This window comes from Kribbella sp. CA-294648, assembly GCF_050943845.1.
In the GTDB taxonomy this organism is placed as follows: domain Bacteria; phylum Actinomycetota; class Actinomycetes; order Propionibacteriales; family Kribbellaceae; genus Kribbella.
Window position 1 is genome coordinate 3,561,995 of the sequence record NZ_CP191981.1, and the last position, 15,156, is coordinate 3,577,150.

Annotated in this window: 10 protein-coding genes; 4 read left to right on the forward strand and 6 right to left on the reverse strand. The window is 67.2% G+C overall.

The features are described from left to right. Positions 1-37: 37 nt before the first annotated feature. From pulA to ACQPYM_RS16995, 5 genes are all read right to left on the reverse strand, one after another. Complete coding sequence (pulA, locus tag ACQPYM_RS16975; RefSeq protein ID WP_433021707.1) at positions 38-5,734, reverse strand: pullulanase-type alpha-1,6-glucosidase; 5,697 nt, start codon at positions 5,732-5,734, stop codon at positions 38-40. Between the two features lie 83 nt (positions 5,735-5,817). Next, complete coding sequence (locus ACQPYM_RS16980) at positions 5,818-6,546, reverse strand: SIR2 family NAD-dependent protein deacylase (protein ID WP_433021709.1); 729 nt, start codon at positions 6,544-6,546, stop codon at positions 5,818-5,820. Beyond that, positions 6,543-7,109: a GNAT family N-acetyltransferase gene (locus ACQPYM_RS16985; protein WP_433021711.1), complete on the reverse strand. Its 567-nt coding sequence runs from the start codon at positions 7,107-7,109 to the stop codon at positions 6,543-6,545. Before ACQPYM_RS16985 ends, ACQPYM_RS16980 begins: the two co-directional genes overlap by 4 nt. 41 nt (positions 7,110-7,150) lie before the next feature. Beyond that, the gene (locus ACQPYM_RS16990) at positions 7,151-7,360 is read right to left on the reverse strand and encodes a sulfurtransferase TusA family protein (RefSeq protein ID WP_433021713.1); all 210 of its coding nucleotides are present in this window, start codon (positions 7,358-7,360) and stop codon (positions 7,151-7,153) included. Next, complete coding sequence (locus ACQPYM_RS16995) at positions 7,357-8,484, reverse strand: cysteine desulfurase family protein (RefSeq protein ID WP_433021715.1); 1,128 nt, start codon at positions 8,482-8,484, stop codon at positions 7,357-7,359. Before ACQPYM_RS16995 ends, ACQPYM_RS16990 begins: the two co-directional genes overlap by 4 nt. A gap of 257 nt (positions 8,485-8,741) precedes the next feature. On the opposite strand from ACQPYM_RS16995, the gene ctaC reads away from it, so the two are divergent. From ctaC to ACQPYM_RS17015, 4 genes are all read left to right on the forward strand, one after another. Next, entirely contained in the window at positions 8,742-9,641 is a 900-nt protein-coding gene (gene ctaC / locus ACQPYM_RS17000; protein ID WP_433021717.1) for an aa3-type cytochrome oxidase subunit II, read from the forward strand. Positions 9,642-9,685: 44 nt separating this feature from the next. Then, a complete protein-coding gene (gene ctaD, locus ACQPYM_RS17005; protein ID WP_433023307.1) occupies positions 9,686-11,416 on the forward strand; it encodes an aa3-type cytochrome oxidase subunit I in 1,731 nt (576 codons plus the stop codon). Then, positions 11,413-11,808 (forward strand): cytochrome c oxidase subunit 4, encoded by a 396-nt coding sequence (locus ACQPYM_RS17010; protein ID WP_433021719.1) that lies wholly within the window; start codon positions 11,413-11,415, stop codon positions 11,806-11,808. The genes ctaD and ACQPYM_RS17010 overlap by 4 nt, the downstream gene beginning before the upstream one ends. Before the next feature lie 147 nt (positions 11,809-11,955). Beyond that, positions 11,956-13,206: an Ig-like domain-containing protein gene (locus tag ACQPYM_RS17015; RefSeq protein WP_433021721.1), complete on the forward strand. Its 1,251-nt coding sequence runs from the start codon at positions 11,956-11,958 to the stop codon at positions 13,204-13,206. Between the two features lie 644 nt (positions 13,207-13,850). Here the strand turns inward: ACQPYM_RS17015 and ACQPYM_RS17020 are convergent. Beyond that, positions 13,851-15,125, reverse strand: a complete 1,275-nt coding sequence (locus tag ACQPYM_RS17020) for a serine hydrolase domain-containing protein (RefSeq protein ID WP_433021723.1) — start codon at positions 15,123-15,125, stop codon at positions 13,851-13,853. Between the last annotated feature and the right edge of the window lie 31 nt (positions 15,126-15,156).

The following is a 15,156-nucleotide window of genomic DNA, read 5'->3' on the forward strand; positions in this document are numbered from 1 at the left end:
GCGAGCCGCCCGCATCCTGCGCGAGCGGCTCGCGGTGTCAGTGCTGAACCAGTACTGCGACCGTGCGAGCCGGCACCGTGACCGTCCCGGTGCCCGCAGTCCAAGCGGTCTGTTTGACGACAGGGTCGGACCCTGCAGCCTGGATGGGGGAGAGGGCCAGGTTGACACCCGACAGGCCGGGCACCTGCTGGGTGAGGGCTGATCCGGTGCTGTTGAAGACGACGACAACGCCCTTCAGCGCGGGGTCGACGTCCGGGCCGACGGTGTCGTCGATCCGCAGTACGACGACGCCTGGCTCGGCTGCCGCGGTGCCGCTCAAGGGGTAGGAGAGCTTCTGCTTGATCAGGTCCGCCGAGCCGAGCCGGAACAGCGGAGTGGAGAAGCGGAGCTTGAGCAGGTCGGTGGCCGCCGCGCTCGCGGTCGCCACATCGGCCGCCGACGGCTTCAGCGCCGGATTGGCCAGCAAGGGCTTCATGAACGACCACTTGGCTTCGTTGTCGGTCTTGGGCGGCAGGCCGTGGCCGAAGCCGTTGTCGGCGCCCGTCCAGTCCAGCGTGTTGAACCAGTCGCCCGAGTCGTAGGAGTTGCGATCCAGCGACTTGCTGCGCAGCAGGTCCGACCCCGCATGCCAGAACGCCGGCGTCTGCGCCAACGCGGTCGTTGCCAACGACAACGTGTTCATCCGGACCCGATCGGCCATCGGCAGCGTCGCGGGCAGCTTGTAGGTGAGCGAGTCCCACAGCGTTTCGTTGTCGTGGGCATCGACATAGCTGACCGCCTCGACCGGCTCATCGGCGTACCCGGCCGGTGAACCGTTGTAGTCCACCCCATCACCCCGTACGACGGCGCCGCCGTCCGCGGAGCGGAAGGTAAACGACCGGAGGTTGCCCGCCAGCCCGAGCTGGACCAGGTCGGTGTCGTGGGCGAGGCGCTTCGCCTGGTCAGCCGGTGAACCGTTGACCGGGGCACCGTTCGGGTCACTCGCGGCACCGGAGCCGAAGCCCTGCATCCGCGGGTCCTCGTCGAACGGTCCGCCACCGCGGACCCCGTCGCGCATCCGGTCGGAGAAGGTGCCGATGCCGGTGCCGCCGAGGTTGCCCTGGGTGGCTTGGACGAAGAGGGCGTTGTTGGCGACCTCGCCGAAGTTCCAGCCTTCGCCGTACACGTAGACGCTCTTGCCGTCGACGCCGTCCGTGGCGAGTGTGAGCTTGTCGAGCGCGGCCCGCACCTTGAGCATGTTCGCCTTGCTGTGATGGCCCATCAGGTCGAAGCGGAAGCCGTCGACGCGGTAGTTGCGGGCCCACGAGACGGTGCTGTCGATCATGATCTTCTCGGCCATCGCGTGCTCGGTGGCGATGTTGCTGCAACAGGTCGAGGTCTCGACCCCACCGGTCTTGTTGAGCCGCTGGTAGTAGCCGGGCACCACCTTGTCGAGCACCGAGGTCGGCGCCTGACCGGCGGCCGGCGTGTGGTTGTAGACCTGGTCCAGGACCACGCGCAGCCCGGACTTGTGCAGCCCGCCGACCATCGTGCGGAACTCGGCGACCCGGGCCAGCCCGTCCTTCGCCGTGGCGTATGAACCTTCGGGCGCCAGCCAGTGGTACGGGTCGTAACCCCAGTTGAAACCGTCCTTGGCGGCCACGGCCGAAACGCAGGCCTGCTGCTGCTCCGAGTCCGGCGGGAAGGACTTGAGATCACACGCCGGCTGCTGCTGACCCGTCTCCGGAATCGACGCGATGTCGAACGTCGGCAGCAGATGCACCGTGTTCAGCCCTGCCTGCGCAAGCTTGCGCAGATGCTTCGTGCCGTTGCCCTCGTCCGCGAATGCCAGGTAGGTGCCGCGATGAGCCGCCGGCACGGTCGGGTCGTTGATCGAGAAGTCCCGCACGTGCAACTCGTAGATCGTCGAGTCGACCGCTCGGGCGAGCTTCGGCGACGGGGTGGCCGACCAGAGCGCGGGCTTGCCGGCCGGGGAGTCGAGATTCGCCGCCACCGAGTACGCCGAATCGGTGCTCAGGGCAACCGAGTACGGATCGGTGACGACGTTGGTCTCGACCTTGCCGGTGCTCGGTGCGAACACCTTCACCTCGAACCGGTAGAGCGTGTTCGCCCAGCTGCGCCGCCCGTCGGCGGACCACGAGCCGTCGGAGTTGCGCTGCATCGCGACGCGCTGCGAGCCGATCAACAGGGTCACGTTCTGCGCGGTCGGCGCCCACACCGTGAACCGGGGAGTCCCGCCGCGCCACGTCACGCCGTACGAGCGTGCGGTCGCCGCACCGGCGTACAGGTCATCCAGTACGCCGGGAATCTGCACGCCGGTCGCGTCGAGCAACCGCCCCGCATCGTCGTACTGCGCAAGCCCGAGCTGCCCCGTCAGGATCTTCCGGGCGTCACCACGATCCAGTCTCAGCGCGACGTATCCGGCCAGCGCTGGGAACTTGGCGAGCACTGCCGGTGGGATGCCGGCGGGGTCGACGCGCAGCCCGGCCGAGCGGCCGCCGATGTCATCGGCATCGATCGCGAGCGATCCGGTCAGCGACCAGTGCAGCCGCCAGCGGGAGCGCTCGGGGTGCGCGACCGCCGGTACTGCGAGCAGGTCCTTGCCGAGCCAGTACGCCTTGGCCTGCTTGAGATCCGGCTGGGCGCCGGGCTTGGAGGTCGTCACCGTGAGGGTGTGGGTCGCGAGTACGTACGAGAACGTGACCACGAGCCCGTCGCCGGGAACGGTGATCGGCACGTTGTTCGCCGGGTAGCTCTCGTCCCAGGACAGGTTGTGCGCGACCTTCGCCTCATAGCTCCCCGCTCCCAGCTCGGTGGTCGACCAGGTGTAGGTCCCGTCGCCGTTCTCGTCGGTCAGCCACGGCCGCATACAGGACGGATCCCAGTCTCCCGGACAGCCCAACTCGGACTGGAACGAGCCGGGCACCGTGATGATCGGCCCCTCCGCGGAGGAGGTGACGAAGTGCCGGCCGTGCTCGTAGTAGAAGCTGACCGGGCCGGCCGGTGCGGTGTAGGAGATGTTGGCGCCGTTCTGAGCACCTCCGGCGCCGTAGTTCACGTCCCAGTTCTTGTTGAGCGCCGCCTTGTAGGCGTGCTCACCGGCCGGGATCGTGTACGTGCCCTTCCACACCTTGTCCTTCGGGTCCAGCGCCAGCTGCGCCTGGTCGCAGTCCGGTGACCAGTCCGCCGGACAGCCCATCTCGCTGTTGTGGTCGCCTGGCACCGACACGTTCGCCGGCTGCACGACCGGGCCGGTGGGACCGCCTCCGCCGCCAGCGGGCGCCGGGGCGTCCCCGACGATCCCGTACGAACCCGACACCGAGTAGTTGCCCGACGCATCCTTCAGCACCGAGCGGTACTCGAGCAGCGTGCCCTTCGGCAACTTGCTGACGTCCTGGAACACCCGGTACGGCGCATTGTCGTCCGACCCGAGCCGCTGCCAACTCGTAGTACCGACTGGGCGGTAGCCGAAGGTGACGGTGACTGGGGTGTTCTCCGGGACGGCTGCGGCGATCTCTGCGCGGCCGCCGACCGTTGCGCCCGGCTCCGGGGAGCTCATGTAGACCGGGGGAGCGCTGCGGCGGCTCGGCAGTTGGCTGATCGCCTTGTAGACCGACACGGACAGCGGAGCCGCGGTGACGACCGCACGGCCTTCACGGTCGGCCTTCAGCAGACCACTGCCACCGTAGATCGGCTTGAACAGGCCGTACTTCATGTAGGTAGGAACGGTGGCCGACTTGGCGGTCGTCGCGTTGTTGGCAACCACCAGGTACTCCGTGTTGTCCTTCCCATACCGGCTGAAGGCGTAGAGCCCGCCGGTGTTGGAGGAGTAGCGATGCACCTGGGTGCCGTCGGCAAGCGCCGGGTACTGCGCCCGCAGCTTCTGCAGCGCGGCAATGTGCTTGTACATCGGCGCGTTCGCGTCGAAACGGTCCTTGCTGCCGATGGTCGTCGTGCCGGTGCCGTCGACAACCTCGTCGTCGGTGTACTCGGCGGTCTTGGTGGCGAACATGTCCTGCCGGGCGTCCTTGTCGCCACCCGGACCGGTGAAGCCCTGCTCGTCGCCGTAGTAGATCACCGGCTGACCGCGAGTCAAGAACATCAGTGAGTGGGCCAGTTTGTCCCGGGCGAGCAACTCGCTGCCATTGGCGCCGGATTGCTTGAGGAACGTGCCGACGCGACCCATGTCGTGGTTGCCGAGGAAGGTCGGCAGTTGGTACGCGTTCGAGTCGGCGTCCGTGTAGTAGTCGTCGTTCGCGTAGAGGTCGCGCAGCTTGGTGCTCGGATCGCCCTTCGCGAAGGCGACCGCGTTCTGCTGGAATCCGAAGTCGAGGGTCGCCTGCAGCGCGCCGGAGGTGGTGTAGGTGGACATGAACTTCGGGTCGGCGTCGAAGACCTCGCCGAACATGAAGAAGTTCTTCGTCCCCTTCGCCTTGGCGGCCTCCAGGATCTTCGGCGAGAACTTCTGCCAGAACTCCAGGTTGACGTGCTTGACGGTGTCGATCCGGAACCCGTCGATGCCCATCTCGGCCCAGGTCTTGTAGACGTCGATCATGCCGTCGCGGACCTTCGGCTGGGTGGTGAACAGGTCGTCCAGCCCGACGAAGTCGCCGTACTCCGCGGATTCGCCGGCGAAGGTCGAGTCACCCCGGTTGTGGTAGAGCGTGGGGTCGTTCAGCCAGGCCGGCACCTTGACCGTCTCGTCGGCCGGGGTCTTGAAGACCGGCACGTTCGGGAACGAGATGTTCCGGTCCAGCGGCGGGAAGGTGTCGCCGGCGGCGTACTGCCGGTCGTCGAAGACGTTGCCCTGGGCATCCTTGTACGGGCTGGTGGACTTCGGGATGTAGCCGTACTGGCCTGACCGGTAGGCGATCACGTCTGCGGTGTGGTTGGTGATGATGTCGAAGAAGACCTTCATCCCCTTGCCATGCGCCAGCTTGATCAGCTGCTGCATGTCCGCGTTGGTGCCCAGGTGCGGGTCGATCTGGGTGAAGTCGGTGATCCAGTAGCCGTGGTACCCGGCGCTGGCGTTGACGCCCTCGCCCTGGACCGGGCGGTTCTTGAACGACGGGGTCAGCCAGATGGACGTGGTACCGAGGGACTTGATGTAGTCGAGTTTCTGCATCACGCCGGCCAGGTCGCCACCGTGGTAGAAGCCCTTGTCGGCCGGGTCGAGCCCGGTCGCCAGCCGGTCACCGGTCAGACCGCCGGCGTCGTTGGTCTTGTCGCCGTTCGCGAACCGGTCGGCCATCAGGAAGTAGAAGCGTTCCTTGGTCAGGTCCTGGCGCAGACTCGGCGAGGCGAGCGCCTTGTCGGCCGCGGTCACCACAGGTCCGGCCACGTCGACCGGCTTGACCGAGACCACATGGGTGGTGTCGTCGTAGCTGAACTGAACCTTGGCCGGCCCCTCGAGCCGCAACGGGATGTTGGCGCCGTTGAGAACGCCCCCGGCACCGTAGTTCTCGTCCCAGGCGCCGTTCACGGTCACCTTGTACTCGTAGCTGCCCGCCGGTACGTCGAACACCTTCGTGTACGGCGCGGCCGTCCCGAGCCTGGTCGCCGCACAGCCCGGATCCCAGTCGCCCGGGCACCCCAGCTCACTCTGCAGCGAACCGGCGACCGTGATCACCCGATCCGCGGCCTGCCGGGCCGTGGCGGCCGTCGCCGTTCCCAACCCGAGCGCCACCACCGCTATCGCTGTGAAACCCGCTGTCCACTGCCTGAAACCACGCATGACGGTCCCCTCCGACAACACTGCAACCTGTCGGGGACGCTAACCCGCGCCTCCGACAGTTTGGAAGGCCTCGAAGGTCGCGGTCAGGTGACGAGACCGGGGAGGCTCTCCTCGATCGGAGTGCTGATGACGGCGGTGGCCTCTTCGTCGTACGGGGTGGGCTCGGCGTTCAGGATGACGAGCGGGATGCCGTGCGATATCGCGAGGTCGCAGAGTCCGGCGGCCGGGTAGACCTGCAGGGAGGTGCCGATTGCCAGGAACAGGTCGGCCTGGCGGGTGGCCTCGGCCGCGCTGTCGAGGACCTCCTGGTCAAGCGACTGGCCGAACGAGATCGTGGCGGACTTGAGGATGCCACCGCAGATCTCGCAGGCAGGGTCTTCCTCGCCGGCCTCGAGCCGGGGCAGGACATCGGCCATCGGGATGCGGCGGGCGCAGGTGAGGCAGTCGACGTACCAGACGGTGCCGTGCAGCTCGTGGACGAGCGCGGGGGAGGAGCCGGCCTTCTGGTGCAGCCCGTCGACGTTCTGGGTGATCAGACCGGTCAGCCGGCCCTGGCGTTCGAGCTCGACCAGGGCGCGGTGACCGGCGTTGGGCTCGGCGTCCCACGCGGCCGCCACCCGGCGGAACTTCCAGGCCTCGGCCCGGACCGCCGCCGACGCGACGTACTCGTCGATGTCGAACATCGCCTGCGCCGCCGGGTTCTTCGTCCACAGGCCCTGCGGGCCGCGGAAATCCGGGATCCCGGACGCGGTGGAGATGCCGGCGCCGGTCAGGACGGCGATCCGCTGGGCCTTGGCGACGAGCTCGGTCACGCCTCCGAACGTAGCGCAGCGGCCTTCCACTCCGGGGCGAGCACCGACATGACGATCTCGTCGTACCGCTCGCCCTCCCACTTCAGCGACTGCCGCTTGACGCCCTCGACGACGAAGCCGGCCTTCTCGTACGCGCGCACCGCCCGCGGGTTGAAGGAGTACACGCCGAGGTCGATGCGGTGCAGCCCGAGTTCCTGGATCCCGTAGTCCACGATCAGCCGGGTGGCCTCGGTACCGAGCCCGCGGCCCCGGCCCTTCGGACCGATGAAGATCCGGAAGTTGCAGCTCTCGTCCTCCGGGCTCCAGTCGTTGAGCACCGCCTCGCCGACCACCTCACCCGAGGCCCGGTCGACGATCGCCAGGTCCAGCCGATCGGTCTGCTCACCCCGCGTCCGGTACCACTTCCGCGCCGCCTCCTCGCCGATCTCCCCGCGACTCGCCGTGAGCTTGACCACCTCCGGGTCGTCCATCGCCTCCTGCATGGCGGGATAGTCGTCCTCGGTCACGGGCCGCAGCTCGACCAGCTCACCGGTCAACGTCGGCTTGTACGCAAAGTCGGTCATGCCCCGAAGTCTCGCCCTTGGTGGGCCCGGCAGCCACCGGTTTAGCTCAGGCGGCGTACGACGTACTGGTTGTCGTCGGCAGAGACGAGCTCCTGGGAGCGCATGCGGCACCAGGCGGGGATGTCGGTGGCGGCTGCCGGGTCGTCGGCCAGGACGGTGATGGTGTCGCCGATGGCTAGGTCGGGGAAGGCCTGGGCGAGTTTGATCACAGGGAGTGGGCAGAGCATGCCGCGGCAGTCGAGCGTCGTCACAGGCCCACCTCCGCGCGGATCCGCTGGACGATGCGGGGCAGCACGGTCGCGAACCGGTCGACCTCTTCGTGGGTGCTGGTGCGGCCGAGGGAGATGCGGACGTTGCCGTGCGTGAGTACGCCCATCGCCGCCAGGACGTGCGACGGGCGGAGCGTGCTCGCAGTACAGGCTGAGCCGCTCGACACGGAGAAGCCCTCGGCGTCCAGGGCTGTGACGAGGGCCTCGCCGTCGACGTACAGGCAGGAGAAGGTGAGGACGTGCGGCAGCCGGTCCTCCGGATCGCCGACCACCTCGACATCGGGGATGTCGGCGGCGACCCGGTGACGCAGCTCGTCGATCCACGCTCGGTGCTGCTTGTTGAGCTCGTCAGCCTCAGTGAGGCGAGCCTGCAGAGCGGCTGCGGCGGCCAGGGCGGCGGGGACGTTCGGGTGGCCGGGGGAGAGGCCGTCCTCCCGCTCATCCACAGGCCACGTCGGCGCCAGCCGCGTCCCCTTCCGTACTGCGAGCACTCCGACGCCGGCCGGCCCACCCCACTTGTGAGCACTCGCAGTCAACACAGACCAACCAGCCGGTACTGCGTCGTGCGCGATGGAGGCGGCCGCATCGACGAAAAGCGGCACCTGGTGGGCTTGGCAAAGCTCGGCTACTTCGGCGATCGGCTGCCGGGTGGCGACCTCGTGATTGGCCGACTGGAGCGCGGCCACGGCTACACCGGGTTGCTGGAGTTGGGCGGCGAAGGCCTCCACGTCGACCCGTCCGAGGGCGTCGACGGCGACTTCGTTCGCAGTACCGGCTGCTGTGGCCCCATGGAGTACCGCGGAGTGCTCGACCGCCGAGTGCACGACACGGTCGCCCACGCGGCGCCGGGCGGCTGTCACGGCGAGTAGTCCGGAGTGGATCGCGGCCGTCCCGGAGGTGGTCAGGAACACCTCGTCAGGCCGTACTCCGATGCTCTCGGCAAGGACCGCTCTGGCGTTGTCGAGCAGCAGCCGGGCGGTCCGTCCCTCATGGTGCAACCGGGCCGGATCGGCCCACCCGGAATCGAGCGCGGCCAGCAAGACCTCCCGCGCGGCAGGATGCAGCGGTTCGGCTGTCGCGGCATCGAGGTACGCACGGCTGGTCACACGGGAAACGCTAGAGCATGTCCGCCCGTCCACTGCAGTCGCGAGCAGGTGCTCGGTGGAGTGACTCGGTGTGCTGGAGGGCCGGGCTCGATGCCCAGCATCGTGACCGGTCCTCCAGTGCGGCGAGGCGCCCACCGAGTGCCGCGCAGCACGCAGTGGACGGGCGGACATGCTCTAGCCCTACCTATGCGCGGAACGCCGGAAGGTGTCCAGTAGTGTTCTGTCGTCAGTCTCACCTGGGAAGGGAAAGGCGCCCCGTGGGTTCGAACGGCACGCCCGGAGTGGTGCGCGCAGCAGGTCTGAAGAGGGCCCGCGCCGCAGTACGTCCGGCGAAGCGACGCCTGCTGGTCGGTGCGGCGGTAGTGGTCGGCACTTTGGTGCTGACCGGCTGCTCGTCGGAGACCAACGCGCAGTGGAAACGACTCGGTCTGCCCGAGGGCGCATCAGACCGGACCGAGGCGGTGAGGAGCCTGTGGATCGGCGCCTGGATCGCTGCCTTGATCATCGGTGTGGCGGTCTGGGGCCTGATCCTGTTCGCCTCCGTCCGGTACCGCCGGCGCAACGAGGACGCGCCGCGGCAGACGCGCTACAACCTGCCGCTGGAGGTCCTCTACACGCTGGCGCCGTTCGCGATCATCGGTGTGCTCTTCTTCTACACGGTAGAGAACGGCAACAAGATCACCGCGATGTCGGACAACCCGGCGCACACGATCAACGTGGTCGGCCAGCAGTGGCAGTGGACGTTCAACTACAAGGAGACCGTCGACGGCAAGGAAGGCGTCTGGGAGACCGGCACGCTGGACAAGCCCGCCGAGCTGGTGCTGCCGGTGAACGAGTCGGTGCACTTCGAGCTGACCTCGCCGGACGTCATCCACTCCTTCTGGGTGCCCGCGTTCTACTTCAAGCTGGACGTCATCCCCGGCCGGACCAACCGGCTCGAGCTGACCCCGACCAAGACCGGCACCTTCGCGGGTAAGTGCGCGGAGCTGTGCGGTCTGTACCACAGCAGGATGGTGTTCACCGTCAGGGTGGTCACCGCCGACGAGTACCAGGCGCACCTGAGAGAACTGGCCGCCAAGGGCCAGACCGGCGCGGCGACCGGTGGCCAGGACGCGACCACCATTCCCGGCCACGGGAAGCAGGAGGGCGAGAAGTGACCGACTTCGCCGAGCGCTCAGGCGCCGTCAGCGCGGCGACCGCGCTGCCCAGGCGGCGCAGCAAGGGCCAGATCGCGGTCAAGTGGATGACCACCACTGACCACAAGCTGATCGGTCATCTGTACCTGTTGACCTCGTTCGCGTTCTTCCTGATCGGCGGCGTGATGGCGCTGCTGATCCGGGCCGAGCTGGCCAAGCCGGGCCTGCAGATCGTGAACGAAGAGGTCTACAACCAGCTCTTCACCATGCACGGCACGATCATGCTGCTGCTCTTCGCGACACCGCTGTTCGTCGGGTTCGCCAACGTGATCATGCCGGTCCAGATCGGTGCTCCCGATGTGGCGTTCCCGCGACTGAACATGTTCAGCTTCTGGCTGTTCCTGTTCGGCGGCCTGATCACCATCTCCGGCTTCTTCACTCCGGGTGGCGCCGCCGACTTCGGCTGGTTCGCCTACGCGCCGCTGTCCAACGCGGTCCGCTCACCCGGTATCGGTGGCGACCTGTGGATCATGGGTCTGTGGATGGCCGGTCTGGGCACGATCCTGGGTGCGGTGAACTTCGTCACCACGATCATCACCATGCGCGCACCGGGGATGACGATGTTCCGGATGCCGATCTTCACCTGGAACATCCTGGTGACGTCGATCCTCGTGCTGATCGCGTTCCCGATCCTGGCCGGCGCGCTGCTGATGCTGGAGGCGGATCGAGCCTTGGGGGCTCACGTCTTCGACGCCGCCAACGGCGGACCACTGCTGTGGCAGCACTTGTTCTGGTTCTTCGGGCATCCCGAGGTCTACATCATCGCGCTGCCGTTCTTCGGCATCATCACCGAGATCCTCCCGGTCTTCAGCCGCAAGCCGGTCTTCGGCTACATCGGTCTGGTCGGCGCGACGCTGTGGATCGCCGTCTTGTCGGTGGCGGTGTGGGCGCACCACATGTTTGTCACCGGAGCGGTGAACCTGCCGTTCTTCTCCTTCATGACGTTCCTGATCGCGGTACCGACCGGGGTGAAGTTCTTCAACTGGATCGGCACGATGTGGGGCGGTTCGGTGTCCTTCGACACCCCGATGCTGTGGTCGGTCGGCTTCCTCACCACGTTCCTGTTCGGTGGCCTGACCGGCGTCATCCTGGCGTCGCCGGCCCTGGACTACCAGCTGTCCGACTCGTACTTCGTGGTCGCGCACTTCCACTACGTGGTGTTCGGGACGGTGGTGTTCGCGATGTTCGCGGGCTTCTACTTCTGGTGGCCGAAGATGACCGGCCGGATGCTCGACGAGAAGCTCGGCAAGCTGCACTTCTGGCTGCTGTTCATCGGCTTCCACACCACCTTCCTGGTCCAGCACTGGCTGGGTGTCGAGGGGATGCCGCGGCGCTACGCGTCGTACGGGGCGAACGAAGGCTTCACCACGCTGAACGAGGTGTCCAGCATCGGTGCCTTCGTCCTCGGTCTGTCGATGCTGCCGTTCTTCTACAACGTCTACAAGTCGCGCAAGGCGCCGCTGGTGGGTGTCGACGACCCGTGGGGCTGGGGCCGTTCGTTGGAGTGGGCAACGAGTTCACCGCCGCCGCGGCACAACTTCGTCAGCCTGCCGCGGATCCGGTCGGAGAGCCCTGCTTTCGATCTGCATCACCCGGAGATCGCGATGTCGGAGTACCCGGACAGCGGTGCTCCGCGGGACAACCTGCTGGACGCCGGCGAGGACCAGGGCCGGGTCGAGAATCTCGAGCGCAACGTCGAAGCCGGTACGAGCACGGACGGAGAGGGTAAGGCATGAAGGCGGAGGCCTGGGTCTTCGGCATCCTGACGCTGTTCGTCCTCATCGTGACGCCGATCTACTGGTTCATGTCCGAGGACCCCACCGGTACCACCGCGCTGGTGATGACGTTCTTCCTGGCGCTGCTGGTGTCCTACTACCTGGCCATCACCGGCCGCCGGATGGACGCCCGTCCGGAGGACCGCAAGGAAGCCGAGATCGTCGAAGGAGCCGGTGAACTGGGCTTCTTCCCGCCGTACTCGTGGTGGCCGCTGTGGTGCGCGCTGACCCTGTCGGTGATCGTGCTCGGACTGGTCTTCGGCTGGTGGTTGTTCATCATCGGCTCGGGGCTCGGCATCATCACGCTGAGTGGCTGGGTTTTCGAGTACTACCGTGGTGACCACGCTCACTGAGGTCAACTTTTCTGGCTGTCCGGACGTCACCAGTACAGCGGGCCGTAGTGGCTCCGCCGTACTGGTGACGTTTTCAGTGCGTGGGTATGTCCGTTGGGCGAGCTAGGCTTTGCGCGGCGGACGATCGGTTTATACAGGGGAGCTCAGGTGTTGAGTAGTACGGTCCGGAAACACGGTCTTGCCGTGGCGGGGATCTGCGTGATGCTGGTGGTCGGCACCGCCTGCAGCGACATCAAGGCGGCCGATCCAGCACCATCCAGCTCGCCTGGTACCACGAACCCGAGCACCCCCGGCTCGTCCAGTACGCCGGATCCCTCCACGACGCCGTCCGACGACCCGGCCGCCGCGAACGTCAAGGTCGTGCCGGCCAAGGGCGCCTCCGCGGTCCGCCCGGACCAGCCGGTCACCGTGACCAGCGATGGTGGCGAGCTGTCCGACGTGACGCTGAAGGACTCCAACGGCGGCACGGTCGACGGCACCTTGAACGCCGAGAAGTCGCAGTGGACCTCCAAGCCCGAGCTGAAGCCCGGCGCGAAGTACACGCTCACCGGTACGGCGAAGGGGAGCGACGGCAACAGCGTCCCGATCAAGTCGGACTTCAGGACGCTGTCCGCGGCCCGCAACCTGAAGGCCTCGGTGGCACCGCTCAACGGCGAAACCGTCGGCGTCGCGATGCCGATCCAGATCTTCTGGAACAACCCGGTCAAGGACCGCGCCGCCGTCGAGAAGCGCCTCACCGTGAAGACCTCGGTCCCGGTCGAGGGCAGCTGGCACTGGGTGGGCAACAAGCAGGTCAACTACCGGCCGAAGACGTACTGGCCCGCCGGGACCAAGGTCTCCGTCCTCATCGACACCCAGGGCGTCAACGCCGGCGCCAACATCTGGGGCTCCGCGAGCCGCAAGATCGACTTCGCCATCGGCAGGTCCGTGATCACCAAGATCGACGTCAAGAAGCACACGATGACGGTCGCGATCAACGGGAAACTGGCGCGGACGATCCCGATCACGGCGGGGAAGAGCGGCTTCACGACCCGGAGCGGCACCAAGGTCATCATGGAGAAGTACCCGGTCAAGCGGATGGACGCCCGGACCGTCGGCATCAAGCCCGGTGACCCGGAGTACTACGACATCCACGACGTGAAGTGGGCTCAGCGGGTGACAAGCTCCGGTGAGTTCATCCACGGCGCACCGTGGTCATCCGGCAGCCAGGGCACGGAGAACGTCAGCCACGGCTGCATCGGGATGAGCCTCCCCAACGGCCAGTGGTACTTCGCCCAGACGCTGCGGGGCGACCCTGTCGTGGTTGTTGGCACCACTCGCATGATGGAGCCCAACAATGGCTGGACTGACTGGAATGAGCCGTGGGCGAAGTACAAGGCGGGCTCGGCCCTCGCCTGAGGTGAGCTGAAGCTTTATGGTGACCGACCGGATCCTGTGATCCGGTCGGTTTGCTTTTGTACGTCGATCCCCACGCCGGCACGACGCTCGCTCCTACGTCGCGCGATTGCGAAGGCGGGACGGGGGTGCGCCTGGTGGCTGCGGTGGGCGTGTGGGGTGCCCACCCTGAGGCGCTCCTGCGTCGCGCGGCTGCGAAGGCGTAGCGGGGTGGCTGTGGGGGCGCGGCAGTGGGTCCTGCTGGGTGGGGGAGCAGCGCGGGCTCTCAGTCGCGTACCTGGCTCTAGTCGCGTCTCAGACCGCGCTGACGGTAAGCCTAAACCGCGGTCGCTGCCGCCGTGGTCGTCGCCGCCTCGGTCGCCGTCGCGCTCGCGGTCTCGGTCTCGGTCGCGTCTACGACTTGTCGCGCTCGCTCCCGCCGCTGGCCCGGCGCCCGAGCGCTGGGGGAGCCTGGAGATGATTCTTGGTGTGCCGACGGACAGGTAGTGCACCTGGTGTGCGCTGTCTCGTCCGCATCGTCCAAGCGTGGCCGCACTACCTTCCGGTGAAGCACCTCCTGTCCGTCGGCACGCGAGCCTCGGCACGCGGTGCCTCAGCGCGATACGAGCCAGCCGACCGCAGTCGACTGGCTCGCAAGAACGGCTAGCTCAGGAAGCTGATGTGCAGAGGGTGGCGTTCAAGAGCTTCCCCAACGCCACAGGGAAGTCCTTCAGGAGGTCGATGTCGGCGTCTCCTGTGGTGATTGACGCGGTCAGGGTCTTGCTGCCATCTGCCGTGCTGTACATCAACGCGCCGTAGCCGCCAGGCGGGCTGCCGTTGTGCTGGTAGAACGTGCCGCCACATGCAGGCCCCAGGTCCTGGACGAACAACCCCAGCCCATAGCCCATCTTCCCGTGCGGCTCGCGCATCTCGGCCAGCAGTGGGGCCGGTAGGAGCTTGCCGGTCATCAAAGCGGTGATGAAGGTCTGGAGGTCCTGGGTGGTTGAGATCATGTCGCCGGCGCCGGCCAGCAGGGACAGGTTCTGGCGGGTGACGTCGACGACCTTCCATTCGCCGGCGTCCTGGTAGCGGTAGTAGCCGTGGGCGTGGGGACCTGGGAGTTGGGTTCGGTTGCCTGGGACCGACGTGCCGGTCAGCCTCAGCGGGCGGATGATCCGTCGCTGCATCTCCTCGGCGTACGAGCGGCCGGTGAGCTTCTCGATCAGGAGCAGGGCGACGGTGTAGTTGGTGTTGGAGTAGTTCTGATCAGTACCAGGCGCGAACACCAGCGGCTTGGACAGTGCGAACTGCACCAGCTGCTCCGGACGGTACGAGCGGAAACGGTTCTCCACCCAGTCCTTGCCGACCGCGGGGAGGCCCGGCTGGCTGACGCCGTTGTAGGTCTCGCCGGTGTAGTTGAACAGCCCGCTCGTGTGCCGCAGCAGCATCCGCACGGTGATCCGGCGGTCGAGCCCAAGCCGGGGAAGGTAGCCAGCCACCGAGGCGTCCAGCTTCAGCTTCCCCTCGGCCACCAGCTGTAGCACCACGGTCGCGGTGAACGTCTTGGTGACACTCCCGACCCACGTGCGCCCATTGGTCGGCGGCTTCGCAGGCGAGCCCAGACGGCGTACCCCAGCACTACCAACCCACTCGCCTCGCTCGTCCTTCAAACGAAGCTGCACCCCGCCGAGACCGGCATCCACAAAAGCCTGAAGAGCCTCCTGCAGCTCCGGCCGCTCCTGCCCAGCAGAAGCCCCCGGTACGCCGCCACGCGCCGCGTGCGCGGCGTGCGCGGTGTCAGCCGCGTGAGCCGAAGGCGCCACAGCCACCCCCGCCACCAGCGTGGCAGCCACAGCCGCAACCCCCGCCCGCCGGCGGAGTCCCGGCACCCGATCAGAGAACATCTTGCGCAGCCCCAAGGCCGCGATCTTCGAAGTGGTCATGACAATCACCCTGGTGGCGACCCCTGACGCC